Here is a 25,123-nt window from a genome sequence, read left to right as displayed (position 1 = left end):
TAAGGGGAATCGGTTGCAGGAATGAACCCCATCAGGGGCGGAAAGTTAGAAAAAAAGCGGGAGGGAACTACGTGATAAGGATGTCGCACAACAAAATGTCCCTGCCACCAATTTTATTGGAATCGAAAAAAGCAACTCAGTTTCTAAATCGCTTTCAACGGGCGAAGACCAGCAGCGAACGCCGTGCCATTGCTGACCCGTATCGTCTTTACGCAACGGGTCTGATCTTCAACTCACGCTTCCGTTCCAAACGCTTTCTCAATCTGCTGACGCATCAGCCGGACGTAGCGCGTGGGAAACAGCCGCGTCAGCCATTCTATTTGGCGGGCGTCGGCCCCAATTAGCACACGGGCTTTGTTCTGACGGACCCCGTTCCAGATCTGGCGGGCGGCTTCCTGGGGCGTAGTTTTGGCCGCTTTCTCAAAACTAATAGCTCCCTGCCGGTGCATGGCGTTGCTAACGAAGCCGCTCTTGCCAAGGCGTGCATTGGTGGCGATGTTGGTTTTGATGCCGCCCGGATGTACACAGGTCACGCCAATGTTCGTATCCAGCAACTCCATCCTGAGCACGTCGCTGAATCCGCGAACGCCAAACTTAGCCGTGCAGTAAGCTGATTGATTCATCACCCCCGCCAGCCCAAATACACTCGACAGGTTCACGATATGACCCGTTCCTTGTGTCATCATGAAGGGCAAAAACGCCTTCGTCATCCGCACCACGCCCCAGAGATTGATATTCAGCAGCCACTCGAACTCATCCAACTCGGTTACGGAAAACGGACCGCTGCCCAGTGCTACCCCTGCATTATTGACCAGAATCAGCCGCTGGTTGGCTAAAGTCGGAATAGTTTCGTCGGCGAACGCACGGATTGCGTCGGCGTCAGACACGTCTAAGTAGGTGGTCGTAACCTGGCCCGACGCCTGCTGCCTGGTCTCGGCCAAGCCCCCTTCGTTTATATCCGTTGCGATGACGTGTGCGCCCTCAGCGGCTGCTTGAAGGGCAAGCTGACGACCGATGCCCGACCCGGCTCCGGTGATAATGACGGTAGCATTCTGGAAGGGGTTCATGGGGAGAAGATCGTAGTTAGTCAGGAATGAGGCTGGGTTACGCACATCGTGCCGGGCTACTTTCCCTTCAACAGCCCCGTTTGCAGCATCGGTACATCGGGTAGGACATCGCCGTCACTCAGGCGAATTTTCTCAATCTCCCGGACCACGTCGATGATGCCCTTCAGCGGGATTTTTACCCATGATGGCCGGTAGCTGATTTCGTAACCTAATTCATACACAGCTTTTTCGAGCAGATAAATCAGAAGCAGGAAATTGGTTTCATTATTGTTTTTGAAGAGGGGGTGCGGGGCGCCAAAAACCTCGAAATAAGCATTCAGGAAGGTGTCGCGGATGAGGTTGAACCAGCGGTCCGACACGCGCTGTAGGTGGTCGGGATCGAGGCCTTCGGTTTCGGCGGAGTTAAATAACTTGGCCGAAACGGCGTAATGGTACGAGCGGATCATCCCGGCGACGTCTTTAAGGGGCGAGTGTTTGATTTTGCGTTCGCTGATGCTGGACTCCGGTTCTCCCTCGAAGTCGATGATAATGAAATCGTCTTTGTTATCGTCATTCGTTATGGCCAGTACCTGCCCGAGGTGGTAATCGCCGTGAATTCGGGTGCGCAGCGAGCCAAGCGGGCGGGTGCGAAAGTCGGCGATGAACGTCTCAATCATCTCCCGCGCTTCCATAAACACCCACGCCAGGCGCTGCGCCTGCGGATCGAGTTTGGTGTAGTTGTCAATCAGCAGCGCGTACCGGCGTTCGAGGAGATCCTCAAACCGACGAATCAGGAAATCGCGGTAGTCATCGGTGAACGATTCGGGGGCAAAAGCCGGGTCCGATGGAATACCATCCCGAATTGGTTTGTACAACGCACAATGCATTTCCCCCGTTCGCTTAGCCAGCATCTCCACTTTCTCGAAAACATCTTCCCGAACGGAGAAAATTCGTTGCGGCACGGCGTATAGAAAATCGTTGAGGTAGTCACCGGTTTGTACCCACGAATCCATGTCGTTGGCCACCATCCGCTGCATCATGCCAAGCGTTACGTCGGGGATTTCGTTGCGCTGCCACACAATGCTACCTGCAAAGGCCGGAATATTGGCGAAACTGCTCTCGTCGGTCAGAAACCGGACCATATCTACTTCCGGGTTGGTTTCGCGGAAGAGTTTACGGTAGAGTTTCAGGAAATATTTATCGCCGAAGATCATGGCCGAATTACTTGAGTCGACCGGCAGCACCTGCGAACTAAGTGCCTCATCACCTTCGTCCATTCCCCTGCCCCGATGGAACAGAAGCTGCCCGCTGGCCTGACCCACTAACTGATTCTGCTGAATTCCCGCAAACAGCACCTGCCGGAAGCGTTCGTCATATATGGCGTCGATGAGCGTTCCTACGCGCCCGCCAAGCGTAGCGTCGCCGATGCGGCCCTTCTTCGGCACGTCGGCTAAGCGAAAAGATAGCGTTTGCGAGGCTCGGTCAGTGACAAATGAGAGCGGCAGCAGGTAATTTTCCGGGAGACCGCTGGCGTAGGTCGCTTCCAGAATCAGCAGGTACGCTACGTCACCGCCGGTTAACGGAAGCGCGTGCACTGTCTTGATGGTGAAACCGGATTGCGGACGGGCTTTACCGGCGAACCATCGGCAGGTGTTCACGTAGGACGGGAGCAGCGTCTGCGTCAGTGATGACCAGAAACTGGCGTCGGCGACGGCGTTGGGCCAGGTAACGGACGAAATAAAGGGTTGGGTTGTAAGCATGAAATAGAATCAGTTGAGAACCAAAAGAACCTGACAGAATGACGAGAACGTTTGATGCTCCTACAATAAAGTCAATAATTTCTTGACTATACAACACAGGCCGAAATGTGATGTTGCCAAAAAGTTGAGTCTGCCTGCTAAAAAGCTAACTGTTGTCCAATACTAAACACGTTTCATTCGCTTGCAACGTGTTTAGTATGTCTATTTTGGAGATCAAAGCTCTTTCAGCCAACTGCTGCTTATAAAAAAGCCGAACCGATCAGATCGGTCCGGCGAGTGGTTGTGCAGGGGCGGTTATTAATTACCGGCAACGAAGTCGGTTTGGACGATTCGGTTAGCCGCTGTGGATTGTTTCGTTTTGAGGGTGATGGTTTGGCGCGTCGTTTCTACACCATTCGTAATTTCGAGCACATAGTTGCCGTCGGGCAGTTCGTCCACATTCAACCGGGTGCGGAAAGAAGTCTCTTTCTTGCCGAGGTGCTGACTGTACAGCAGTTGACCATCTGAGTCTTTTAGCTGAACAGTGACCGAACCACCCGCCTGCTTGTCGAGCGCGATTTGGAGTTTACCGGTAACTGTCGAATAAATACCGGTCTTGTAAGTTGCCACCAACTGGCGGCCAGGTTTGGCTTCGCTCAGTGAAGCGGTGATAAACGTTAACGACAGAGCCAGGAACAGGGGTTTGATGAGCGTTTTCATGATTTCTGATGGTTGCTTGATTTGAGATGACCAACTGGGTTCCTCCCGATTGGTGAAACAAAGATATAGGCTACGATAAGTACTATGTATTGCAAAGTACTGGAACGGCTGATCTGTTGGATGAATGGCGTAAAGTGAGGACGACGGAGGAAATGGTACGAGCTACATGTGCGTACTAATGGGGTTACAGCCCGTAATTTGTCAGTAATAAAGCTGATTCCTTAGATGACAACACAGCCCCACGTACCCGTTTACCGCATTCCGTCGGTGTTTGTGCCGTTCAATTCGCTGATTGCCGCTGAGAGTACCCGCCACGGGGGCGTCAGTCCGGCTCCGTTTGCGTCGCTTAACGTAGGCATCAATACCGACGATGACCCAGCTAACGTTGAGGAGAACCGCCACCGGTTTTTTTGCGGTATTGGAGCCGATGCCTTTGGGTTTGCTTCATCACATCAGGTTCACGGCACCGAAGTCCTGAACGCTACCCAAGCCGGGCGGTTCGACGGGTATGATGCGCTCATTACCAACCGGCCGGGCCTGCTTGTTGGCGTGACTGTTGCCGACTGTGTTCCCATTCTTATATACGATAGCGAACACCGGGCGGTTGCGGCCATTCACGCGGGCTGGCGCGGAACTGTTGGGGGCATCGTCACAAAAGTACTAACGGCCATGCACCAGCAGTTTGGCACGCTGGGTGCACAGTGTTACGCCTACGTCGGTACGTGTATTGACGAAACCACATTTGAGGTAGGGGAGGAGGTGGCGGGGCAATTTGCGGCAGCGTTTGTGCAGGTTGACCCGCACAGTCAAAAGAGATATGCCAATTTGAAAGCCGCTAACGTACGTTTATTAAACGGTTCTGGCGTTCCAGCGGCCCAGATAGAAGTGTCAGGTTTCTCGACTGTGCTGAACAACCGCGATTATTTTTCGTACCGGGCCGAAGGCGGGCAAACGGGGCGGATGCTGTCGGTCATCGGTATGCATCCATAAACAAAAGTGAACCGGGTGAAGTTATGTCTCTGTTTTTCAAGTATATCATTCATCCTTTCACTCAACGTATTTAGCATCATGGGCATTTTGTATTCAATTCTCGTCGGAGCTGTCGCCGGTTTTTTAGCTGACCTCGTGTTCAAGCGGTTTTCGTTCTCGCTGATCGTTCAGATCCTGCTCGGCATCCTGGGTGGCTTCATTGGCGGCTATATTTTCGGTCGCGACGGTGGTTTAATCGACCAAATCCTGACGGCATTCGTTGGCGCGGTTATCGTTCTTGGCATTGCCGCCCTAATTAAAGGATCGCGTAAGACGGTGTAAAATAAAGTAAAAAAGGGAAAAGGGCCTATGGATTGCATCACGCAGTTCCATAGGCCCTTTTCCCTTTTCTACTTTATTTCAATAGCTGCCGCGAGATCACAACTTTCTGAATTTCGCTGGTTCCTTCGCCAATCGTACACAACTTGGCATCGCGGTAAAACTTCTCGACCGGATAGTCTTTTGTGTAGCCGTAGCCACCAAAGATCTGCACCGCTTCATTGGCTACCCGCACGGCCGTTTCCGACGCGAATAATTTAGCCATTGCTGACTCTTTATTAACCGATTTGCCCTCGTCTTTTAAATCGGCTGCCTGATACGTCAGCAGTTTGGACGCTTCAATATCCGTTGCCATATCGGCTAATTTGAATCCGATAGCCTGGAAGTTGGCAATGGGCTGACCGAACTGCTCGCGCTCTTTGGCATATGCCAGAGCCGCATCATACGCACCATACGCGATACCAAGACTCAGCGCGGCAATGGAGATCCGGCCCCCGTCGAGCACTTTCAACGATTGCACGAAACCGTCGCCCACTTCGCCTAACCGCTGACTGTCTGGAATGCGGCAATCCTGAAACAGCATCTCGGCGGTTTCTGAGGCCCGCATCCCCAGCTTATCTTCCTTGCGCCCACCCGAAAAGCCGGGCGTGCCGCGTTCAACGATAAACGCCGTGGCATTGCGCGATGTGTTAGGTTCTCCGGTCCGGGCGATTACCACGGCCACATTGCCGCTTCGGCCGTGCGTTATAAAGTTTTTGGCACCGTTCAGCACCCAGCCATCTTGCGGTCCGGCGTTCCGGTCTCTAACGGCCGTGGTGCGCATATTACCCGCGTCGGAGCCGGTATTGGGTTCGGTAAGGCCCCACGCGCCAATCCATTCGCCGGTGGCTAACCGGGGCAGGTACGTTTGCTTTTGTACCTCGTTGCCGAACATCAGAATTTGGTTTGTACAAAGCGAGTTATGCGCGGCCATCGACAAACCCACTGATCCATCAACCCGCGACAGTTCAACAATAGCGGCTACGTACTCGCGGTAGCCCAAACCCGCCCCGCCATACTCAACCGGCACGAGCATACCCATCAGGCCCTGATCGCCCAATTGCCGAAACAACTCGATGGGAAAGTGCTGCTCTTCGTCCCACTTGCGGATGTTGGGGCGGATGAGCCGTTCGCTCAGGTCCCGCACCGACTGAACGATTAGCTGCGAAAGACCCAGTCGATCAGAATGGCTTACTTGTTTTTCTACAATTTCACTAACCATATTGGCCGTTGATAAAGTGGTTGATTTAACGTAATAACAAACAAATACAATATCTTCTTCTATAACCACAATTTGGACAAAATAGATGCCAACCTAATCGAAATACCGATGGAACTACGTAATTGGTCAATTTAGAATGACTGAGTAACACCAAATTAAAGTCAGTGACCATCCGTACGATACTCACGTCAGATTGACCGGAGTTATGACACCCCGGCCACTAAGTCAATAATAAAAAGTACAACGTGGTGTGTTCGTAGAAAACTCCTATTTTTGTGATGATCCGATGCATTTCGGATTACTACTGAAAATAAGGAATCTTAACTTCTTTTTAGAAAATTTATGAAATTAGCAGTTGTTGGTACCGGATATGTAGGTCTTGTTACGGGCACGTGTTTTGCGGAGACTGGTAACCAGGTAACGTGCGTCGACATTGACGAACGGAAAGTCGAAAAACTCAACAACGGCATCGTGCCCATATACGAGCCAGGCCTTGATACGCTGTTTCACCGGAATGTGGATGAAGGTCGGCTGGCGTTCACAACCAATTTGGAAGAAGGCATTAAAGGAGCCGAAGTTATTTTTCTGGCGCTGCCAACCCCGCCGGGTGAGGATGGCTCAGCCGATCTGAAATATATTCTGAAGGTGGCCAGCGACCTCGGTCCGATTCTGGAACAGTACGCGGTCATCGTCGATAAGAGTACGGTGCCCGTTGGTACGGCCGAGAAAGTGCATGCCCACATCGCCGACAATGCCACCGTCGATTTCGACGTGGTCTCGAACCCGGAGTTTCTGCGGGAAGGCGTAGCCGTTGAGGATTTTATGAAGCCTGACCGCGTGGTTATTGGCACGAAGTCAGACCGGGCGAAGGCCGTGATGAACCGGCTCTACGCGCCGTTGGTTCGGCAGGGTAATCCCGTCATTTTTATGGACGAGCGTTCGGCAGAGATGACCAAATATGCCGCCAACGCATTCTTGGCCACCAAAATCACCTTCATGAACGAGATTGCCAACCTGTGCGAACGAGCCGGGGCCAACGTCGATGACATTCGGCGGGGCATCGGCACCGACAGTCGCATCGGCAAGCGATTCCTGTTTGCGGGTATTGGCTACGGCGGCAGTTGTTTCCCCAAAGATGTGCAGGCCCTGGCCAAAACAGCTAAGGATTTCGACTATGATTTCAAGGTGCTCAAGTCGGTAATGGAGGTTAATGACCGTCAGAAAACCAAGATGGTCCCCCAGATTCTGTCGCACTTTGGTGGCGATCTGAAGGGCAAAACCATTGCTATTTGGGGGCTTTCGTTCAAGCCTTACACCGATGACATCCGGGAAGCTCCCGCCTTAGATAATATTCGGGCGCTGGTGGAAGCAGGTGCGAAAGTAACCGTGTACGACCCCGAAGCGATGGACAATGTGCGCAATCAGATTGGCAATTCGGTTGCCTATGCCCACACAGCCTACGCAGCGCTGGACGATGCCGATGCGCTGTTCATCATCACCGAATGGCCGCTGTTCCGCACCCCCGATTTCGACAAGATGAATCTGCTCATGAAAGGCAAAGTCATTTTCGATGGCCGCAACGTGTACGAAATTGACCAAATGCGTGATATGGGCTATACCTACTACAGCGTTGGTCGCGAGACTATTCTGGCCCCGGTTGAACAAGCTGTTAAATAATGAACAATTAATAATGCGTACTGTATAATGCTGCCTGAATAGCCAGATTCATTATACATTGCGCATTATTCATTATACATTCCACTAAATGAAACGAGTTCTAATTACCGGCGGAGCCGGATTTTTGGGGTCACACCTGTGCGACCGGTTTATTAAGGAAGGGTATCATGTTATGGCGATGGATAACCTCATCACCGGCGACATTCGCAACATTGAACATCTGTTTCACCTGCCGAACTTCGAATTCTATCACCACGACGTATCCAAATTCATCCACGTGCCGGGCGACTTGGACTACATTCTGCATTTTGCCTCACCGGCCAGCCCAATCGACTACCTCAAAATTCCGATTCAGACGCTGAAGGTGGGGTCGCTGGGCATTCATAACTGCTTAGGTCTGGCGCGGGTAAAAGGCGCACGGGTACTGATTGCGTCCACCTCGGAAGTTTACGGTGATCCAACAGTTCACCCACAAACGGAAGAATACTGGGGAAATGTTAACCCAGTTGGACCGCGTGGCGTGTATGACGAAGCCAAGCGGTTTCAGGAAGCCATGACAATGGCCTACCACACCTACCATGGTCTGGAAACGCGCATTGTCAGGATTTTCAACACTTATGGCCCCCGAATGCGGCTGAACGATGGCCGGGTGCTGCCCGCTTTCATTGGTCAGGCACTGCGGGGTGAAGACCTAACCGTTTTTGGCGATGGTAGTCAGACGCGGTCGTTTTGCTACGTCGATGACCTGGTGGAAGGCATTTACCGGCTGTTACTGAGCGATCATCCTTACCCGGTGAACGTCGGAAATCCGTCGGAGATCACCATTAAGGAGTTTGGCGAAGAGATTATTAAACTGACGGGCACCTCGCAGCAGTTGGTATTTAAAGAGTTGCCCAAGGACGACCCTAAGCAACGGCAACCCGATATTACCAAGGCTAAGGCTATCCTGGGTTGGGAGCCGAAGGTATCGCGGGCCGAAGGGCTGCGGATTACGTACGAATATTTTAAAAATCTGCCCGAAGAAGAGTTGTACAAAGCGGCTTACCACCGGGAGTTTGTCAAGAGTTTGTAAACGCACCCATATTGTAGTCTACAAAATCGCCTTATATTTACCGGGGTAACCGCCTTGCGCTGTTACTTTTAGCTGTCTTATAAAAACCTGCGGACCTCGATGTGCGCAGGTTTTTTGTTGTAGCGCCTAAGCTCCGGGTTCGCCTGTGATCATGGTGTTTACAGCCGAACCTGGAGCGGGGCCGCCCGTGCGGTGCGGCATTACGCTAACTCAGCCGATCCTTAAAACTTTCGTAGCCGTAGCTCCGCACTAAGTCGAATTGGTCGTTTGTTCGCCAAACGCCAATGCTGGGCAGATTCACACCGTTGAACGTGGTAGTTTTCACCATTGTGTAGTGAATCATATCGTCGAAAATAATTTTATCTCCAACTTCAAGGGGCTGGTCGAACGAATAATCGCCCATGAAGTCACCGGCGAGGCAGGTCATGCCACCCAGCCGGTAAGTTGGTTTACCGGCCACAGGCTTGTAGTAAGCGCCCGAATAAACACTGCTCAGGATGCGCGGTTTGTAAGGCATTTCGAGCGTGTCGGGCATGTGGGCGGCAAACGAGGTATCCAGAATAGCCACGTCGATGCCCTGACTGTTGAACACGTCGAGCACGGTGGAAACCAACACGCCCGTTTGCCAGGCAATGGCCGAGCCGGGTTCCATAATCACGTCGACATTGTATTTCTCACGGAAGGCTTTCAGCAGCCTAATCAGGTGTTCTGTATCGTAGCTTTCGCGGGTCATCAGGTGGCCTCCGCCCAGATTCACCCACTTCGCCTGGTGAAGCAACTCACCGAATCGGCTTTCGAGTTCGGTGAGCGTACGCTCTAAGGTAAACGAGTCGTTTTCGCAGAGCGTGTGAAAATGGATACCGTCTAATCCGTCGGGCAGTTGATCGGGCAGTTGGTCGCGCGTGGCACCTAAGCGTGAACCCGGTACGCACGGGTTATACATGTCCGTGGCTACTTCCGAATACTGCGGATTAACCCGGATGCCGCAGCTAACAGTTGGTGACGGTCCGCCGATGCGGTTTGTAGTTTGTAGTTTGTGGTTATATTGCGCAACCCGGTCTTTAAACCGTTCCCACTGACTCCACGAATTGAACGTCAGGTGGCTGCTGCGTTGCATTACTTCGTCAAAATCATGGTCCTGATAAGCGGGTATGTAGGTGTGCGCTTTCACGTCCATGTACTCATTGACAAGTTTGATTTCGTTGAGCGAAGAAGCCGTTGCGCCACTCAGGTATTCGCGCACGATGGGAAACACGCTGTACATCGAGAAGCCTTTCAGAGCCAAAATAATGGTTACCCCGGCGGCTTTCTGTACTGAATCAATCAGTTCGAGGTTTTGGCGAATTTTGGCTTCTTCAAGCACAAAGCAGGGCGATGGTATGGCTGGTTCGCTGTTATTATCGAGGTGTTGCAGTAAGGTCGTATTCATCCCGCAAAGGTACGAAACTAACGGCTTTTGGAGCGGTAGTTATTAAAACCGAACGGTACCATGAGGTTGTATTTGACGTTTACCGGCCGTCCCGACTGACTTCCCGGTTTCCAGTTGGGCATGGCACTAATTACGCGCACAGCTTCTTCGTCGCAACCATAGCCAACTCCTTTAAATGCAGCGACATCGGTAATCCGGCCGTCGTTTCGGACGATGAAACTGACGAAGACCCTACCCGTAATCTTGGCTGCGTAGGCTGCTGCCGGATAGCGAACGTTCGTTGCCAGATAATCCTGAAAAGCCCCCATACCACCCGGAAATTCAGGTTGTTTTTCAACGACTGTGAATATTGGCTCATTACCTGAATTGTCGGATTGCGCAAAGCCATAGTTAACCGAAATAAGGAGCAGCAAACCGACGGTCAACGAGAGCACACGAGTAAGTGTCGAATGATGAGCAGAAAGAAGTTCGTTTCTGGTAGACATGGGCGGATGTAATTAAGGAATGCGTTCGTGTATGAGTGCTTAGTCGTGGTAAAAATAGCCCACGCAAACAGACACGTCTTTCGCTGGGAGCTTCATTTTGGCGGGAACACAACGGGTAAATTATATTTCACCCAAATAAGCTTGCCCGATTGGGTGCTTGGTTGCCAGCGGGGCAAACTTCGGGCGACGCGCAGGGCTTCTTCGTCACAACCATACCTTAAGCCTTTCAATACCTTAAAATCCGATGCATTTCCAACCGTATCAATAACGAACGAGATAAATACCTTCCCCCTGATTTTGGCTTTGGCTGCTGAATCGGGGTAGCGCACATGCTGCCGTAGATACTCGATCAGTGCTTTGGAGCCACCCGGAAACTGAGCCTCTACTATATTATTATAAAACCCGGTCGTTTGCTGAGAGTCTGACTTGGTCTGCTGCGCGAATGCAGTTAAAACGGATAGAAACAAATTGACCACCAGCCACAACGCACGGCTGGACAGTTGTCGATGGGTAAATTTTGTAGACGCAGCCATTGGTTTGGGGTTGGTGAGCAATAAAACAACTTGGTTTCACTCCAGCGCAAACGCAATTGGCAGGTTGTACTTTACGCGTACCGCCCGGCCCGACTGCTTACCTGGTCGCCAGTGGGGCATTTTCTGGATCACCCGAACGGCTTCTTCATCGCACCCAAATCCAATGCCTTTCAACACCTGCACATCGGTCAGGCTACCGTCGCTGTTGACGACAAAGCTGACAAACACCCGCCCCGATACGCCCGCATTCGCGGCTGAGCGGGGGTAGTTCAGATTCTTAGTCAGAAACGTCCGCAGGGCATCCATGCCGCCGGGATATTCGGGCTGCTGTTCAACAACGACGAATAATTCGTCGGGTTTAGGCGCTACACCAATGGCAATTTCTTTAGCGGTTGGCACGGTGGCCTCCGGCGGAGCAATTACTTCAATGTCGCCGGTGCCTTCGGCTGTTTCCTGGCCAGATGTCGCGTTCTGAAGTTCTTCGACAGTAGGCGGGAGTGTTATCTCAACCACATCCGCTTCGGGCATTACGACCAGCGGTAAGTTGCGCACTGTATTAACTGCCGGTACCTGCTCCACGGGTGGTAGTGGCACGGGTAGCTCAGCCGGTGGCTCTTTCAGCTTCATAAGCTCCGTCTCAACCATAACCTGACTGGTTGAAAATGGATCGGTTGGAAAAAAGCGGGCGTAGAGCGTTGGCGCGGACAGGCCAACCAAAAACAAACCGACGCCCAAACCCAGTGCACGGGTGAGCGTCGGTCGGTAGTGCTGGCGCAGGTCGAATGCGCCGTAGGCCCGGTTGCGGGTCTGAAAAATGATTTCGTCGTAGGTCAGCGCTACGGCATTGGGTGCGTCGGCATGAAACATGGTACGGGTGGTTTAGCTATGTACCACCTCGATGTTTAGCCCGCTTTAATTCCACAAAACCAACTCACAGATTGTCGTACTGCTGCACTAAGGTCGCGGCATCAGCTTCTGATTTGAAGCTGAGTTTGTCCGCAAACGTCTTCAGCGCGTCGCTCCTGTTGTCGAGCGCGTCGAGCAGCGATTTTTTGGAAAGTTTCACTTTCGTAAGCTTCTGATCGGGCTTGAGCACGTAGTAGGTGTTGGCATCGGCGTAGGTATCGTAGCGGACACCACTCGAATAGGCTGCTTTGTAGTCGGCCGCCCGGAAGCTTTTAGCCACCCGTTTCAACAGCGCCGTTTTTCCTTCGTACAACACCAGAAAATACCCATCCCGCACAGTGGGATCATCTGCTTTAACCGTTGGAAAGCGCTTGAAAATGTACTCCCGGCCGTCGGTGTCACCGGCTGCGGAGGTGCTCAGCCGAAACTGGTTGACCGTTTGCTGGTTAATGATGATGGAGTCGTTCCCTTGTTTGGGCCGGAGCAGAATCAGCGCTTGTCGATGGGCATCGAACTTAATGGGTACGTCGGTGTACTTCTTGCCGTTCACCAGGTCGATTTGTCCCTTCGCCCACTCGGTCTGGAAATAAGGCGTACCGCGCAAACCCTCGTAGCGCGTGTCAATGCGCCAGATCATCGGAGCCGTGCCTACTCCGTTAAGGGCGTTCAACCGCAGGTTCATCTCCGGGTCGGCCATGGCATCAGGGCTGCCCAGGTGCTGATTAGGCGTTGCTTTTGGATCGTCGGCTTTAACTTGCCCGCGTTTAGCTACCTGCGTTTTTGTCGAATCAGGCGTTTGGGCTATTGTCCCTGCGGTCGATGCGATCAGCAATGCCGCCACGAATAAAGGTTTCATGCAAACAGCGTTGTAAAGTTGAGTAATTGACTAAGTTGGTGAGGCAATTTACTTATTAACTGCCCGACTACCAACGCATTGACTTAAATCGGGTATTCGTGCGGCAGTGGCACGTCGATCCGCTCCTGCACGGGCAGTCCCTGTTTGTTCATCTGCTCAATGAACGGATCGGGGTCGAGTTCCTCACAGTTCCAGACGCCGGGCTTCATCCACGCGCCGGTTAGCATGAGCATAGCGCCAATCATGGCCGGAACGCCCGTGGTGTAGCTTACGGCCTGCCCCCGCACCTCACGGTAGGTCTCGGCATGGTCGCAGTTGTTCCAGATGTAGTACGTCCGTTCGGCACCGTCTTTAACACCCTTTATCTGGCAGCCAATGCTGGTTTGGCCCGTGTAGTTTTCGCCGAGCGAATCGGGCGCGGGCAGCACGGCTTTCAAAAATTCGAGCGGAACAATGTTCATTCCCTGAAATTTTACCGGGTCGATGCGCGTCATGCCCACGTTTTGCAACACCTCTAAGTGCGTTAGATACGCCTGGCCGAAAGTCATCCAAAACCGCGCCCGTTTGAGAGTCGGGAAGTTTTTGACCAATGATTCCAACTCTTCATGGTAGAGCACGTAGGACTCGCGCGGGCCTATTTCAGGGTACTCAATTGATTTGTGAATGCTCATGGCCGGAATCTCGACCCACCCGTTATTTTCCCAGTAGCGGCCGGGCTGCGTAATCTCCCGGATATTGATTTCGGGATTGAAATTAGTGGCGAATGCCTTGCCGTGGTTCCCCGCATTGCAATCGACAATATCTAAATAATCCATCCGGTCGAAGTGGTGCTTGTTGGCGTAGGCCGTAAAAACCTGCGTGGCACCGGGGTCGAACCCGCAACCCAGCAACGCCATCAGCCCGGCCTGTTCAAAACGCTCACGGTAAGCCCACTGCCAGTGGTATTCAAATTTAGCAACGTCTTTCGGCTCATAGTTAGCGGTGTCCATGTAATGAACGCCCGCTTCCAGACAGGCATCCATAATGGGCAAATCCTGATAGGGAAGGGCCACATTGATAACTAACACTGGCTCAAACGAGCGAATCAGCCGAACCATTTCCGCCACTACATCGGCATCGACCTGCGCCGTCTGAATCGTTACGCCGTGCATCTGCTGAATTTCGGCGGCAATCCGGTCGCATTTTGCCTGCGTGCGGCTGGCCAGCATGATTTTGGTAAAAACGGTGCTGTTCAGTGCACATTTGTGCGCGACAACGCTTCCCACTCCGCCTGCTCCGATGATGAGCACATTTGCCATGTAGTTTAGATTTTAGTTTAGAATTGACTCGACCGTAAAGATAGGCAAAGTCAGGAAGCTGCTGAAAAATGCCAGTTGCCGCTTCAGTTACTTAATTAGATGAATCGTAACGCACAAATAAATTGCAGAAACAAAGATTTAGTATATTTGTTAAGTAGATAATCCCTCACGCTCAATCAACCCTCCCATGAAATTACTGTCTTCCTCCGGCTCGTTCGAGTTATCCATTCTCGGGTACGGCAGCGATGTTGCCACCTGGCACGAACGTAACAAGTTGTTGTGTCGCTTTTCCACAAACTGGCGTCAACAGACGGATTCGCAATCGGTACCGCTGAAAACCTGGGAAGTGAGCCGATTGCTGAACGGGCTGCGGCTGCTCTGGAACCGGGCGGTCAGCCACATCGACTTCACGTTTTCGGAGCCAGGTCTCAGCGTTGAAGCCACCGCGCTTCCCAACGAAAAATACCGGCTGCAAATTCAACTGGATCATGGGCTAACGCCGTCCTGGCACGCCTATCCCGACTTTCCTATGGAACTGGACGTGTTCCTTAACCGGGCACAGTTGCAGCAGGCCATCCGGGATTTGTCGAGCGAGTTAGCCAGCTATCCAGAGCGGTAGACCACTCGTCTTTCCGTCCCGATTGGCTTGATGGTCAGTTGCTTAACATGTAAAACTCATATAGTCGTCCCGATAACGAAATATAGTTGTATATTTAAATTGTAGGCCCGCAACTACTGCTACGCGTACACGCCGTTATTATGCTCCTTTCTGGTCAGCGCAGTTTTTTTGAACTGAACATTCTCGATTACGAACACTCGCCGGAGAGTCCTTCTTTGGCGGATCGTAACCTGCTGTGGGTAGCGGTTCGCTCCGGCTGGCAACACCATCAGTCCATGTCGACGGCGGCTATCCTGCATACTTACGAAGTCGAGTTACTAATCAACTGGTTTCGTCACCTGCATACCACGGGCCGACCGCAGGCCCGCTTGCTGTTCAGCGAACCCTGTTTGAGTTTCGAGTGCATCTCGGCCGATACGGATGAGTTTTTGTTGCAGATCAAGCTGGCGTACGAAGTGGCACCCGACTGGCACGATGATCCTTTTTCTCCTTTTTGGCTCCCGGTAGTCGTTCCGAAACGGAAATTAGTGGCTGCGATTGACCAGTTGGCCGATCAATTTATTCATTTTCCGGTACGCCGTTGACATTACTACTTGGTAACATCAACGCTATGAATCATATTTGCTCTTAAGCTGTAAATTCGGTAGAGTTGGTATACTACTTTAGCAGCTTGACGGGACCTATCAGTATACGCCTAATTAAAAACACAAACGGTTAATAGTATGAAAGTTGTCAAGCGTAGAAACCGCCAGATGACCATGGAACGCATCCTCCGTGCAATGGGTGATGTGATGGCCGAACGAGGCACTGAAAAAGCAGGTATAAATGCCGTTGCTGAGCGGGCTGGCGTAAACAAAGTGCTCATCTACCGCTACTTTGGTGGCTGGAATGGGCTGTTGGAAGCTTATGTGCAGCGTGGCTTTTTCTTGTCCATGTTCAACGAGAAATTTCTTGAATCGGTGCCGGAATCACTGCCCCCCGAAAATCGAAGCAAAGTTTGGTCGGAGTACACCATTCAGTTTATGCAGGAGTTTCGCGCCCGCAAGCCATCGCAGGAGTTGATTCGCTGGGAAATGAGCCACGGCGAAACCGACCTGGCCCGGCGGTTAGCTGAGTTCCGCGATCAATCGTACAAAAATCTGGTCGATAAGCTGGCTCCATATTCTGATTTTGACCCAATCGCCATTACCAGTCTGATGGTAGCTGCCGTTACGCACATGGTACTTATCAGCGCACAGCGCGACAAAATAGGGGACATTGACCTTCGCTCCGAAGCGGGTTGGGAACGGCTGGAAACCGCCATCCGCCGAATTTACTCGGGTCTTAACATTGCCCTCGAACGGGAAAATGCCAAGAAACTCGAACCGGTGAGGGAATAAGTAATGAATAATGGTCAACGAATAATGTATAATGACGCTGGAAGTTTCATTATACATTATTCGTTGACCATTCGGGGCCGCCCGCGCGGTTCATTGTTCATTAACTCCTCAATGGCGTCGGCTTCGAGCGGAATAGCCGCCATCAGGTCCACGTTGCCCGACTCGGTAATTAATAGGTTATTCTCCAGGCGGATTCCGAGTTTCTCATTGCGTATATAGATGCCCGGTTCAACAGTAAAGACCATGCCCGGCTCCATCGCCCGATATTTGTTGCCCACGTCATGAACGTCCAGCCCCAGAAAGTGCGACGTGCCGTGCATAAAATACGTCTTGTATAAAGGCGCATCGGGGTTCTGGTTGGCTACGGCCGTGCGGTCGAGCAGACCGAGACCAATCAGCTCGGACTCCATTACCTTCCCTACTTCGCGGTGATAATCATCCCAGAGGGTTCCGGGCCGCAGCATCTGTTTGGCTTCGTTCATCACGCGCAGCACGGCATCGTAAACCGCCCGCTGCCGCTCCGTAAACCGGCCGTTTACGGGTACGGAGCGGGTCATGTCGGCATTGTAGTTGGCGTATTCCGCTCCCAGGTCCAGCAGAATAACGTCGCCATTCTGGCACTGGGCGCTGTTGTCGATGTAGTGCAGCACGCAGGCGTTGGCCCCCGATGCAATGATGGGCGTGTAGGCGGCTCCCCGCGAGCGATTTCTGATGAACTCGTGCATCATTTCGGCCTCAATCTCATACTCCCAAACGCCCGGCTTGATGAAACGGAGTAACCGCCGGAACATAGCATCTGTGATGTTAATGGCGGTTTGCAGCAGTTCGATTTCCTGTGGCTGTTTGATGGCTCGCAACTGATGCATCAGCGGGGCCAATCGCTCCAGGTGGTGCAGTGGATACTGTTGCCGAAAGGCGTCGATGTAGCGGGCGTCGCGCGTTTGAACGGCCACGTCGGCGCGGGTGTGCTCGTTGGTGTTGAGGTACACGTAGTTGGCCTCAAAAATCATCTGCCCGAAAATCTGCTCAAACTGGCCTGTCCAGTACACCTGCTTTTCGGGCAGTCCCGTTACCTGCTCCGCTTCGCTTTTGGTAAGTTTATGACCCTCCCAAATTTCAATAAGTTCGCTGGTTTCGCGTAGAAACAGCACCTCGCGGAACTTGGGGTCGGGGTGGTCGGGAAACAGCACGAGCCGCGTTTCTTCCTGGTCGACGCCGGTGAGGTAGAACAGGTCGTTGTTTTGCCGGAAAACCATCGTACCGTCGGCGTTGGTCGGCATAATATCGTTGGCGTTGACAACTACTATCGATTTGGGTTTGAGCAAGGCCGTTAGCCGTTGTCGATTCTGAACGAAGAGGTGATTGTCGATGGGTAAATAGCGCATAATGGAGGTTGTCAACGTACATTTCCGGTTAAGTTTGCAAAGAAAACTAAAAGCCGCAGGAGTTTTTTGGTGTTATCGTGTTTAACTTCTTACGTGAACCTCGCGTAACCTACGTTGCAATTGCTTTTCTTACCTGTATGACATTCCGACTACCTCTTTTGCTTTGCCTGATTGCGCTTTCGGCCCACGCCCAGCCGAATCGTGGCGACGAACCGGCCGACCGGCCCAAATACTGGATTCTGCTCGATGCAAAAGATCAGTCGGTGGCTCCGGCGCTGTCGCCAACTGCGCTGAGCCGTCGTCAACTACAGGACATAACCATTGACGACACCGACCGGCCCGTTTCATCCGACTACCTACATCGGCTACGGCAGGTGGGTGTGCAGCCCGTTTGTCAGTCGCGCTGGCTCAATGCGGTGTCGGCCCGACTAACGGCGGAACAGTACGCACGGGTGGCGGCCCTGCCGTTTGTGACGTCAATTCAGACCATTGATCCGGCGATCATCATTACGTCGCTCGGTCTGCCTGCCGGGTCGGGTGAGGCCAATCCCATGCTGGCACCGGTGATGACCCAAATTCAGGCCCCTGATTTCGCCCAGGCCGGGCTGACGGGCCGGTTCGTAACCATTGGCGTGATCGACGCGGGCTTTTTCGGGGCGGACTCCGTGGGGGCGCTCAAACACGTGTTTGCCCGGCAGGGCGTTAGTCAGGTTCGTGATTATGTGAATGACAAGAAAACGCACGGCAACCTCTTCCGCACGCTCGAAACGATGTCCGATTTCCACGGTACGGAAGTGCTGGCGGCCATTGCGGGCAACGATCCCACCGAAAATGTGCAGTATGGTTTAGCCACCGACGCTAAATTTTACCTCGCCCGCACCGATCAGGGTAACCGGGAGTACCGGGGCGAAGAGGATAACTGGGTGGCCGCTATGGAGTGGATGGACAGCCTCGGCGTTCGGCTCATTAACACCTCACTGGGGTATGCAAAGGGCATGAGTAATCCCAAAGACAATTACGCGCCGAGTCAGATGGACGGCCACACCAGCCTGATTAGCCGGGCCGCGCAGATTGCCTCCGACAAGAAGGGTATTTTAGTGATCGTGTCGGCCGGTAACGAAGGCGACGACCGTTCGTGGCGCATCATCAGCACCCCCGCCGACGCGCAGGGCGTGTTAGCTATTGGGGCCACCAATTCTAAGCTTTGGAACCGAATTGGCTACAGCAGCATTGGTCCCGAAAGCTTGCCCTATCTGAAGCCAAATGTTTCGTGTTTCTCGCTCTATGGCACGTCACTGTCGGCTCCGGTCATTACTGGTTTTGCTGCCTGCGTCATGCAGGCCAACCCGAAGCTGACCAACAAACAAGTGATGGAGTTGATTGAGAAATCGTCGCATCTATATCCGTACGGCAATAACTACGTTGGCTACGGCGTCCCACAGGCCTCACGAGCTATTGCACTGCTCAAAAACCAGCCGTTGCCCGCCACTGCCCGGTTGGTAAGAGCGTCGGGTAAATCGGTGACGCTGCCGATTGCGACAACTGAAACGGCTATTTCAGTATTTCACAAAAAAGACGCCACGCACGTCATTCAACAGGAAGCAGCTAAAGTCACGAATGGCCAGTTGACGCTGCGCCGGGCGGCTGGCGAAAAACAAACAACAGTAGATGTGAAAAAAGAAGTGATTGAAGTGATTTGGGAGTAGACAGGCTAATTATGTTAGCGGTATTTTTACATTCAGAAAGTAGCGAAATCGCTGATAATAGTTAACCTAATCAAAACAATGCAGGTAACTGTTTCTGCCGGGGAGGAAGATGTAGCGAATGAGGTACGGAAATTAAAATCTGAAATGGTAAAGGCAATCTACATAGCCGGTTTTATTCACGCGCTGACGATTATTGTCGCGACCGCCTTCCTGATATATCAAGTAAATTAGTGAATACTATTTACTACAAATACTTCCCATCTTTCAAATAATTGGCCACGTAATCGGCAACGCCTTCCTCCAGGGTGTGGAACGGACGAACGTAACCAATTGAGCGGAGTTTAGCCATGTTGGCCTGCGTAAAATACTGATATTTGTCGCGGATGTCGGCGGGGGTATCGACGAAACTAATGTCAGGCTCAAGGCCCAGCGCGTGGAACGTATTAGTGGTCAAATCGCGGAAGGTGCGTGCTTTGCCACTGCCGAGGTTATAAATGCCGGAGTGACGCCGGTGGTGCATCAAAAACGAACACACTTCGACAACGTCTTTCACGTACACAAAGTCACGCATCTGCTCACCGTCGGCAAAATCGGGATTGTGCGACCGGAACAGCTTCATCTGACCGGAACTACAAATCTGCTTGTGGGCGTGAAAAATAACCGACGCCATCCGGCCCTTGTGGTATTCGTTGGGACCATACACGTTGAAGAACTTCAGCCCGGCCCAGAAAAACGGTTTGCGTTCCTGCTCCAACGCCCAAATGTCGAACTCGTTTTTGGAGTCTCCGTACGGATTCAGCGGTTTTAGCTGCGGAATCAATGATTCATTGTCATCATAGCCCAATTCGCCCAGGCCATACGTTGCCGCCGAGGAAGCATACACGAGTGGAATCTGATAGTCTATGCAGCGCTTCCAGATCTGTTTAGAATATTCGACGTTGAGGTGCTCAAATATTTGTCGGTCAAATTCAGTGGTATCCGTCCGGGCACCAATGTGAAAAATGAATTCGACTTCCTGATAATTCTGATCGAGCCAGCCGAAAAACTGCTCCCGGTCCACCCGTTCCTGAATACGTTTGCCCGTTAAATTCGCTTCTTTCGCGGGGTCTGAAAAATCATCGACAGCGATGATAAAATTGAAATTTTCCTGATTCAACTTTTCAATTAGGCAACTCCCTATGAAACCAGCGGCTCCCGTGACAATGATCATAAACTGGTGGTTGTAAACGTGTTTCCTGACTATTTCAGTTACTCTGTGGGTTATATTTGACGAAACAGGCCGTAAAGTTACCCATTTTAATATGACAAATTGAATAGGGTTTTTGAGGATTAAATTGCATTATTTCTATGTGCTGCCACGTTTCCGCTGCGTAACAAACCGGGCATTTTATTCGGCCTTATCCGTTCGTACCTTTGCCTTTTCATTTTAAAACCGGCGTTTCTGGCAACCGCCTTTCTAAACCAGAAAAATGGTCTATATCAATAGAATTGAGCATTTCAATGCGGCCCACCGGCTCTATAACCCAGCCTGGTCGGAGGAGCGTAACAAAGAAGTTTTTGGACCCTGTGCCAACGTGAACTGGCACGGTCATAATTTTGAACTGGTTGTAACCGTCAAAGGGGACCCCGATCCGGATACCGGGTTTGTGATGGACCTGAAGTTGCTAGGTGACATCGTTAAGCGCGAGGTGATTGAGAAAGTTGACCACAAAAACCTCAACCTCGACGTGGATTTTATGCAGGGTAAGCTGGCGAGCTGCGAGGTTTTTATCGTGGAGATCTGGAAGATTCTCGAACGTGCCCTTGCCCCCGTCGCTGCCGAAACGCCCCGCACGACGGCCCGGCTCCATCAACTCCGGCTCTACGAAACACCCAGAAACTTCGTCGATTATTTTGGTGAGTAGAGCCGCGACCCTTCGCGTCTCCTATGCGTCAGCAAAAACCATCCGGTCAGGAGACGCGAAGGGTCGCGGCTCTACAAACGATTATGATGTACTACTTGATAGCTGGTGAACGCTCCGGTGACCTCCATGGCGCGAATTTAATTCGGGCAATCCGCCAGCATGACCCGGACGCTCGTTGCCGGGGGTACGGTGGCGAACAAATGGAAGCCGCTGGTGCTCAGCTTGTTCGGCATTACCGCGAGATGGCCTTCATGGGGTTTCTGGAAGTGGCTAAAAACCTCGGCACGATCCGCCGGATCATGCGCGAATGCCAGGCCGATTTGCTGGCCCACCGCCCCGATGTGCTGATCCTGATCGACTACGCTGGTTTCAATCTGCGCATGGCCCGATTCGCCAAAAAACACGGTATCCGGGTGTTCTACTACATTTCGCCGAAAGTGTGGGCCTGGAATCCCGGCCGGGCGCGTAACATCAAAGCGAGCGTGGACCGGCTGTTCACTATCCTTCCCTTCGAGACCGAGTTCTTTGCCAACTACGATTACAAGGTCGAATATGTGGGCAATCCGCTCTTGGACGCGCTGTCCAATTTTCGGCCGGACCCGGATTTTCGAGAAAAAATTGGTTTGGATAACTATCCTGTTATCGCGCTGTTGCCCGGTAGCCGTCGTCAGGAGATTACGGCCATGCTACCCGTCATGCTGGCTGCTACGCGGCAGTTTCCTACGGATAAATTCGTGGTTGGAACGGTGAGCAACCTGCCAGATTCCCTCTACGATAGCATCATGGCCGATTATCCTGACATCCGGCGGGTGAGCGACGCGGCCTACGATCTCCTTCACGTGGCAACGGCCGCGCTCGTAACCTCGGGCACGGCTACGCTCGAAACGGCTCTGTTCAATGTGCCGCAGGTGGTATGCTACAAAACGGCACGGTGGTGGTATGAAATTGGCAAGCGTATCCTGACAGTGCCGTTTCTGTCGTTGGTAAACCTGATTGCCGGTCGTGCGGTCGTTCCCGAACTTATTCACGACTGCACACCGGACCGCCTTGCGGCCGAACTACGGGCGATCCTGCCCGGCGGCCCAAACCGGGATGTGCAGTTAGCGGGATACGCCGACGTGCGTCAGAAGATGGGTGAACCCGGTGCGTCGGAGCGGGCTGGCAAACTAATGGTCGAGGAGTTGAGAAATAGTGCTCAAACCGTTGCCTAACATAATTAACCACGCACTTCAACAAGATTCACTGTATTTGAGTTGAGACAGATACTCACATCTATGGACTCTTATGGACTCTTATGGACTCTTATGGACTCTTATGTATTGTTGACGATGACGCTGACTACCGCTTCTTAGTGCAGCAGGTTTTCAGTCGTTTCCTATCGGCTTACCCGATGCGTTTGTTCCCAAGTGGAAAGGCGCTCCTGGACGAACTTCCACAGATGAGTGAGCAACCAAATCTGATTTTGCTTGATCGGCACATGCCGGATTTAGACGGGCATCAGACGCTGCTCTATTTAAAACAGCAGTCAGCCTATCAGAAGATTCCGGTCGTGATGATGAGCGCTCATGCGTCTCTTTTTGAAATTGAGGACTGTTATAAAGCTGGCGTCAACTCATTTTTGTTCAAAAAGAGCGGCCTTGCTCCGCTAAAGGATACGCTCTCGGCGGTTTGCCAGTACTGGCTGGAACTCAACCGCGAACCGCTTGACAAGAAGATTGCCTGACACTTACTCCCGGCTGATGACGCCCGTCGCTTCCCATTGTTTCAGCCAGTCTTTTTTGACGCCGTACACCTGAGAGAAGAACGCATATAATGGCTGCATGTCCTGTTCGTAGTTGCCGGTGACGTAGAGCGGTTCGCTCAGCAGGACGAGTTTGCGGGGCCAGTCGAAGCCGGTCAGAATGAGGGGAACGCCGGATTTGAGCGCAATGTAGTAGAAACCCGTTTTGAGTTTAGTGACGTTGGCACGGGTGCCTTCGGGCGCAATGCAGATGTGAAGCCGCTCGTTCCGGTTGAATACGTCGACGGTCGCGTCCACCAAATTATGTGACTTGTCGCGGTAGACGGGTTTGCCACCCAGTGCTCTAAACAGCCAGCCGGAGTACCAGGTAAACAGCGAACTTTTGGCCAGAAACTGAATCCAGATATGGATGGTCGGGCGGATACCCAAACCGACCGGGAAATCCCAATAAGTGGCGTGGGGAGCAACGACCCAAATGCCCTTCGGCACGGTCGGTACGGGACCAGCGATTCGCCAGCCCCATAATTTGAACAGCCAGCGAGTGAGCGCACCGAGCATTTTTACAGCCAACAGTTATCAGTGAGCAGCAAGCAGTTTCAGGAGACGTTAACCGCGTATGACCGCTGTGAGCTGCTCACTGATACCTGTTCACTGATTTAGTATTTCCGATCCTTGCGCTCCAGCCACTTACCCGTGATGAAGGCGGCTATCAGCAGAACGGCGTAGAACAGGAGCGTTAGCGGGGTCGATAAATCCATGATATAAGTCCAGTTGAAATCGGGTGCAAAAATACGAGAGACGCCGGACAATAGACGTTTAATGGCCGATTTTGTTTGTTAGGCCCGACAGAATACCGTTTTCATAAAACGCCTTTTGTGCTTGGAAGGTTATCCAATTCCGTTATGTCGCGCTGAACGGCCATTTTAATCGCCTTGGCAAATGCTTTAAAAATGGCTTCGATCTTATGGTGTTCGTTGTCACCGGCTACTTTCACGTTCAGGTTGCACAAAGCCGTATCCGAAAAGGATTTAAAGAAATGGAAAAACATCTCTGTGGGCATATCGCCGATTTTCTCGCGCCGAAACTCTGCATCCCACACTAACCAGGGTCGCCCCGAAAAATCAATAGCTACCTGCGCCAGTGCTTCGTCCATCGGCAGCAGAAACCCGTAGCGACTGATGCCACGCTTGTCACCGAGGGCACGTCGGTACGCTTCGCCGAGGGCCAGAGCGGTATCTTCAATGGTGTGGTGCTCGTCAATGTGCAGATCGCCCTGCACGCGGATGCTTAGGTCAGACCCCGAGTGCTTGGCTACCTGATCGAGCATGTGATCGAAAAAGCCGAGACCCGTGTGCATGTCGGCCCGGCCGGTGCCGTCGAGGTTCAGATCGACACGAATCCGGGTCTCTTTCGTGTTGCGTTCCACGGTAGCCACGCGGGCGGGCAGGCGCAGGAATTCATAAATCACGTCCCAGTCGCCGGTTGCCAGCGCGATGGCGTCGCGCATGGCATCGGTTAAACCACTCACGTCGGCAGACTGTACCGGAGACGCTTCACCCGCGTTGGGTAGGAACAGGATTGCCTTTGCGCCCAGATTCACCGCCAATTGCACATCGGTCAGGCGGTCGCCAATGACGTAGCTGTTGGCGAGGTCATAGTCCCCGGAGAAATACTGGGTCAGCATTCCGGTGCCAGGCTTGCGGGTGGGCGCGTTGTCGCGGGGGAAATGGCGGTCGATATGGACGGCCGCAAAGTTGATGTTTTCGCCCGTTAGCGTGGCCAGCATTTTAGTATGAGCGGGCCAGAACGTATCCTCTGGAAACGAAGCAGTGCCGAGTCCGTCCTGATTGGTGACCATGACTAAGCCATAAGGGGTTTCTTCGGCGATTCGGCGCATGGCCGAGATGGCTTTGGGAATGAAATCGAGTTTAGCTAAAGAATCGACCTGCTGATCGGGCTGCGGCTCCGCAATGAGGGTGCCGTCGCGGTCGATAAACAAAAGTTTTTGCATAGTGGAAACCGTGGTAAGCCGACAAAGATAGGCCCCTGGCGCGTTGCG

General features: G+C 52.4%; 25 protein-coding genes. 11 read left to right on the top strand and 14 right to left on the bottom strand.

Features of this window, described 5'->3' with window-relative positions; genetic code table 11:
- Window positions 1–233: 233 nt before the first annotated feature.
- The 3 genes from ACYVHB_RS16980 to ACYVHB_RS16970 all read right to left on the bottom strand — a co-directional run bounded on the left by ACYVHB_RS16980 (window position 234) and on the right by ACYVHB_RS16970 (window position 3,505).
- Complete coding sequence (locus ACYVHB_RS16980) at window positions 234–1,112, bottom strand: SDR family NAD(P)-dependent oxidoreductase (protein WP_461052962.1); 879 nt, start codon at window positions 1,110–1,112, stop codon at window positions 234–236.
- Window positions 1,113–1,123: 11 nt separating this feature from the next.
- A complete protein-coding gene (locus tag ACYVHB_RS16975) occupies window positions 1,124–2,806 on the bottom strand; it encodes a maltokinase N-terminal cap-like domain-containing protein (protein ID WP_461052961.1) in 1,683 nt (560 codons plus the stop codon).
- Between the two features lie 297 nt (window positions 2,807–3,103).
- Window positions 3,104–3,505 (bottom strand): T9SS type A sorting domain-containing protein, encoded by a 402-nt coding sequence (locus ACYVHB_RS16970; protein WP_461052960.1) that lies wholly within the window; start codon window positions 3,503–3,505, stop codon window positions 3,104–3,106.
- A 225-nt stretch (window positions 3,506–3,730) separates the two neighbouring features.
- Between ACYVHB_RS16970 and pgeF the strand changes: the two genes are divergently transcribed.
- Both pgeF and ACYVHB_RS16960 read left to right on the top strand, forming a co-directional pair.
- Window positions 3,731–4,495: a peptidoglycan editing factor PgeF gene (pgeF, locus tag ACYVHB_RS16965; RefSeq protein WP_461052959.1), complete on the top strand. Its 765-nt coding sequence runs from the start codon at window positions 3,731–3,733 to the stop codon at window positions 4,493–4,495.
- Window positions 4,496–4,573: 78 nt separating this feature from the next.
- Window positions 4,574–4,816, top strand: a complete 243-nt coding sequence (locus ACYVHB_RS16960) for a GlsB/YeaQ/YmgE family stress response membrane protein (RefSeq protein WP_461052958.1) — start codon at window positions 4,574–4,576, stop codon at window positions 4,814–4,816.
- A gap of 73 nt (window positions 4,817–4,889) precedes the next feature.
- On the opposite strand, the gene ACYVHB_RS16955 is transcribed toward ACYVHB_RS16960, so the two are convergent.
- Window positions 4,890–6,074 (bottom strand): acyl-CoA dehydrogenase family protein, encoded by a 1,185-nt coding sequence (locus ACYVHB_RS16955; RefSeq protein WP_461052957.1) that lies wholly within the window; start codon window positions 6,072–6,074, stop codon window positions 4,890–4,892.
- Between the two features lie 342 nt (window positions 6,075–6,416).
- Here ACYVHB_RS16955 and ACYVHB_RS16950 point away from each other — a divergent pair, with 342 nt between their 5' ends.
- Both ACYVHB_RS16950 and ACYVHB_RS16945 read left to right on the top strand, forming a co-directional pair.
- Entirely contained in the window at window positions 6,417–7,751 is a 1,335-nt protein-coding gene (locus ACYVHB_RS16950) for a UDP-glucose dehydrogenase family protein (RefSeq protein ID WP_461052956.1), read from the top strand.
- An 88-nt stretch (window positions 7,752–7,839) separates the two neighbouring features.
- Window positions 7,840–8,823 carry a UDP-glucuronic acid decarboxylase family protein gene (locus tag ACYVHB_RS16945; protein ID WP_461052955.1) on the top strand — a complete coding sequence of 328 codons (984 nt, stop codon included), beginning with the start codon at window positions 7,840–7,842 and terminating at the stop codon, window positions 8,821–8,823.
- Window positions 8,824–9,028: 205 nt separating this feature from the next.
- On the opposite strand, the gene nspC is transcribed toward ACYVHB_RS16945, so the two are convergent.
- The 6 genes from nspC to ACYVHB_RS16915 form a co-directional block, all read right to left on the bottom strand.
- Window positions 9,029–10,252, bottom strand: a complete 1,224-nt coding sequence (nspC, locus tag ACYVHB_RS16940) for a carboxynorspermidine decarboxylase (RefSeq protein WP_461052954.1) — start codon at window positions 10,250–10,252, stop codon at window positions 9,029–9,031.
- Window positions 10,253–10,269: 17 nt separating this feature from the next.
- Complete coding sequence (locus tag ACYVHB_RS16935) at window positions 10,270–10,737, bottom strand: energy transducer TonB (RefSeq protein WP_461052953.1); 468 nt, start codon at window positions 10,735–10,737, stop codon at window positions 10,270–10,272.
- A gap of 92 nt (window positions 10,738–10,829) precedes the next feature.
- Window positions 10,830–11,270 (bottom strand): energy transducer TonB, encoded by a 441-nt coding sequence (locus ACYVHB_RS16930; protein ID WP_461052952.1) that lies wholly within the window; start codon window positions 11,268–11,270, stop codon window positions 10,830–10,832.
- A gap of 36 nt (window positions 11,271–11,306) precedes the next feature.
- Entirely contained in the window at window positions 11,307–12,137 is an 831-nt protein-coding gene (locus tag ACYVHB_RS16925; protein WP_461052951.1) for an energy transducer TonB, read from the bottom strand.
- A 64-nt stretch (window positions 12,138–12,201) separates the two neighbouring features.
- Window positions 12,202–13,032 carry a hypothetical protein gene (locus tag ACYVHB_RS16920; RefSeq protein ID WP_461052950.1) on the bottom strand — a complete coding sequence of 277 codons (831 nt, stop codon included), beginning with the start codon at window positions 13,030–13,032 and terminating at the stop codon, window positions 12,202–12,204.
- 83 nt (window positions 13,033–13,115) lie between these two features.
- Window positions 13,116–14,330 (bottom strand): saccharopine dehydrogenase family protein, encoded by a 1,215-nt coding sequence (locus ACYVHB_RS16915; protein ID WP_461052949.1) that lies wholly within the window; start codon window positions 14,328–14,330, stop codon window positions 13,116–13,118.
- 187 nt (window positions 14,331–14,517) lie between these two features.
- On the opposite strand from ACYVHB_RS16915, the gene ACYVHB_RS16910 reads away from it, so the two are divergent.
- From ACYVHB_RS16910 to ACYVHB_RS16900, 3 genes are all read left to right on the top strand, one after another.
- Window positions 14,518–14,949 (top strand): WapI family immunity protein, encoded by a 432-nt coding sequence (locus ACYVHB_RS16910; RefSeq protein ID WP_461052948.1) that lies wholly within the window; start codon window positions 14,518–14,520, stop codon window positions 14,947–14,949.
- A gap of 140 nt (window positions 14,950–15,089) precedes the next feature.
- A complete protein-coding gene (locus tag ACYVHB_RS16905) occupies window positions 15,090–15,533 on the top strand; it encodes a WapI family immunity protein (protein ID WP_461052947.1) in 444 nt (147 codons plus the stop codon).
- 168 nt (window positions 15,534–15,701) lie between these two features.
- Window positions 15,702–16,328 carry a TetR/AcrR family transcriptional regulator gene (locus tag ACYVHB_RS16900; protein ID WP_461053247.1) on the top strand — a complete coding sequence of 209 codons (627 nt, stop codon included), beginning with the start codon at window positions 15,702–15,704 and terminating at the stop codon, window positions 16,326–16,328.
- 56 nt (window positions 16,329–16,384) lie between these two features.
- Here the strand turns inward: ACYVHB_RS16900 and ACYVHB_RS16895 are convergent, their stop codons facing one another.
- Window positions 16,385–17,713, bottom strand: coding sequence for an aminopeptidase P N-terminal domain-containing protein (locus ACYVHB_RS16895; protein WP_461053246.1), 1,329 nt, complete (start codon window positions 17,711–17,713; stop codon window positions 16,385–16,387).
- Between the two features lie 137 nt (window positions 17,714–17,850).
- On the opposite strand from ACYVHB_RS16895, the gene ACYVHB_RS16890 reads away from it, so the two are divergent.
- Window positions 17,851–19,419, top strand: coding sequence for a S8 family serine peptidase (locus ACYVHB_RS16890; protein ID WP_461052946.1), 1,569 nt, complete (start codon window positions 17,851–17,853; stop codon window positions 19,417–19,419).
- Between the two features lie 244 nt (window positions 19,420–19,663).
- Here ACYVHB_RS16890 and rfaD read toward each other — a convergent pair whose 3' ends face one another.
- The gene (rfaD, locus tag ACYVHB_RS16885) at window positions 19,664–20,629 is read right to left on the bottom strand and encodes an ADP-glyceromanno-heptose 6-epimerase (protein WP_461052945.1); all 966 of its coding nucleotides are present in this window, start codon (window positions 20,627–20,629) and stop codon (window positions 19,664–19,666) included.
- Between the two features lie 259 nt (window positions 20,630–20,888).
- Between rfaD and ACYVHB_RS16880 the strand changes: the two genes are divergently transcribed.
- The 3 genes from ACYVHB_RS16880 to ACYVHB_RS16870 all read left to right on the top strand — a co-directional run bounded on the left by ACYVHB_RS16880 (window position 20,889) and on the right by ACYVHB_RS16870 (window position 23,046).
- Entirely contained in the window at window positions 20,889–21,323 is a 435-nt protein-coding gene (locus ACYVHB_RS16880) for a 6-pyruvoyl trahydropterin synthase family protein (protein WP_461052944.1), read from the top strand.
- Window positions 21,324–21,406: 83 nt separating this feature from the next.
- Window positions 21,407–22,534 (top strand): lipid-A-disaccharide synthase, encoded by a 1,128-nt coding sequence (lpxB, locus tag ACYVHB_RS16875; RefSeq protein WP_461052943.1) that lies wholly within the window; start codon window positions 21,407–21,409, stop codon window positions 22,532–22,534.
- An 83-nt stretch (window positions 22,535–22,617) separates the two neighbouring features.
- Window positions 22,618–23,046, top strand: a complete 429-nt coding sequence (locus ACYVHB_RS16870) for a response regulator (RefSeq protein ID WP_461052942.1) — start codon at window positions 22,618–22,620, stop codon at window positions 23,044–23,046.
- A gap of 3 nt (window positions 23,047–23,049) precedes the next feature.
- Here ACYVHB_RS16870 and ACYVHB_RS16865 read toward each other — a convergent pair whose 3' ends face one another.
- Together ACYVHB_RS16865 and hisB are read right to left on the bottom strand one after the other, a co-directional pair.
- Complete coding sequence (locus ACYVHB_RS16865) at window positions 23,050–23,622, bottom strand: 1-acyl-sn-glycerol-3-phosphate acyltransferase (RefSeq protein ID WP_461052941.1); 573 nt, start codon at window positions 23,620–23,622, stop codon at window positions 23,050–23,052.
- A gap of 301 nt (window positions 23,623–23,923) precedes the next feature.
- Entirely contained in the window at window positions 23,924–25,075 is a 1,152-nt protein-coding gene (gene hisB, locus ACYVHB_RS16860) for a bifunctional histidinol-phosphatase/imidazoleglycerol-phosphate dehydratase HisB (RefSeq protein ID WP_461052940.1), read from the bottom strand.
- Window positions 25,076–25,123 lie beyond the last annotated feature (48 nt).

Source organism: Spirosoma arcticum, assembly GCF_054779955.1.
The sequence above is the reverse complement of the archived record's forward strand: the minus strand, read 5'-3'. Positions and strand labels throughout refer to the sequence as shown.

Excerpts from the sequence above, each read along its gene's own strand:
- ACYVHB_RS16870 (WP_461052942.1), top strand. The coding sequence starts at position 22,618 with ATGGACTCTTATGGACTCTTATGTATTGTTGACGATGACGCTGACTAC.
- nspC (WP_461052954.1), bottom strand. The coding sequence starts at position 10,252 with ATGAATACGACCTTACTGCAACACCTCGATAATAACAGCGAACCAGCC.
- ACYVHB_RS16955 (WP_461052957.1), bottom strand. The coding sequence starts at position 6,074 with ATGGTTAGTGAAATTGTAGAAAAACAAGTAAGCCATTCTGATCGACTG.
- ACYVHB_RS16925 (WP_461052951.1), bottom strand. The coding sequence starts at position 12,137 with ATGTTTCATGCCGACGCACCCAATGCCGTAGCGCTGACCTACGACGAA.
- ACYVHB_RS16890 (WP_461052946.1), top strand. The coding sequence starts at position 17,851 with ATGACATTCCGACTACCTCTTTTGCTTTGCCTGATTGCGCTTTCGGCC.
- lpxB (WP_461052943.1), top strand. The coding sequence starts at position 21,407 with ATGATGTACTACTTGATAGCTGGTGAACGCTCCGGTGACCTCCATGGC.
- ACYVHB_RS16975 (WP_461052961.1), bottom strand. The coding sequence starts at position 2,806 with ATGCTTACAACCCAACCCTTTATTTCGTCCGTTACCTGGCCCAACGCC.
- ACYVHB_RS16950 (WP_461052956.1), top strand. The coding sequence starts at position 6,417 with ATGAAATTAGCAGTTGTTGGTACCGGATATGTAGGTCTTGTTACGGGC.
- hisB (WP_461052940.1), bottom strand. The coding sequence starts at position 25,075 with ATGCAAAAACTTTTGTTTATCGACCGCGACGGCACCCTCATTGCGGAG.
- ACYVHB_RS16880 (WP_461052944.1), top strand. The coding sequence starts at position 20,889 with ATGGTCTATATCAATAGAATTGAGCATTTCAATGCGGCCCACCGGCTC.
- rfaD (WP_461052945.1), bottom strand. The coding sequence starts at position 20,629 with ATGATCATTGTCACGGGAGCCGCTGGTTTCATAGGGAGTTGCCTAATT.
- ACYVHB_RS16865 (WP_461052941.1), bottom strand. The coding sequence starts at position 23,622 with ATGCTCGGTGCGCTCACTCGCTGGCTGTTCAAATTATGGGGCTGGCGA.
- ACYVHB_RS16920 (WP_461052950.1), bottom strand. The coding sequence starts at position 13,032 with ATGAAACCTTTATTCGTGGCGGCATTGCTGATCGCATCGACCGCAGGG.
- ACYVHB_RS16905 (WP_461052947.1), top strand. The coding sequence starts at position 15,090 with ATGCTCCTTTCTGGTCAGCGCAGTTTTTTTGAACTGAACATTCTCGAT.
- ACYVHB_RS16900 (WP_461053247.1), top strand. The coding sequence starts at position 15,702 with ATGACCATGGAACGCATCCTCCGTGCAATGGGTGATGTGATGGCCGAA.
- ACYVHB_RS16895 (WP_461053246.1), bottom strand. The coding sequence starts at position 17,713 with ATGCGCTATTTACCCATCGACAATCACCTCTTCGTTCAGAATCGACAA.
- ACYVHB_RS16930 (WP_461052952.1), bottom strand. The coding sequence starts at position 11,270 with ATGGCTGCGTCTACAAAATTTACCCATCGACAACTGTCCAGCCGTGCG.
- ACYVHB_RS16945 (WP_461052955.1), top strand. The coding sequence starts at position 7,840 with ATGAAACGAGTTCTAATTACCGGCGGAGCCGGATTTTTGGGGTCACAC.
- pgeF (WP_461052959.1), top strand. The coding sequence starts at position 3,731 with ATGACAACACAGCCCCACGTACCCGTTTACCGCATTCCGTCGGTGTTT.
- ACYVHB_RS16935 (WP_461052953.1), bottom strand. The coding sequence starts at position 10,737 with ATGTCTACCAGAAACGAACTTCTTTCTGCTCATCATTCGACACTTACT.
- ACYVHB_RS16910 (WP_461052948.1), top strand. The coding sequence starts at position 14,518 with ATGAAATTACTGTCTTCCTCCGGCTCGTTCGAGTTATCCATTCTCGGG.
- ACYVHB_RS16915 (WP_461052949.1), bottom strand. The coding sequence starts at position 14,330 with ATGGCAAATGTGCTCATCATCGGAGCAGGCGGAGTGGGAAGCGTTGTC.
- ACYVHB_RS16970 (WP_461052960.1), bottom strand. The coding sequence starts at position 3,505 with ATGAAAACGCTCATCAAACCCCTGTTCCTGGCTCTGTCGTTAACGTTT.
- ACYVHB_RS16960 (WP_461052958.1), top strand. The coding sequence starts at position 4,574 with ATGGGCATTTTGTATTCAATTCTCGTCGGAGCTGTCGCCGGTTTTTTA.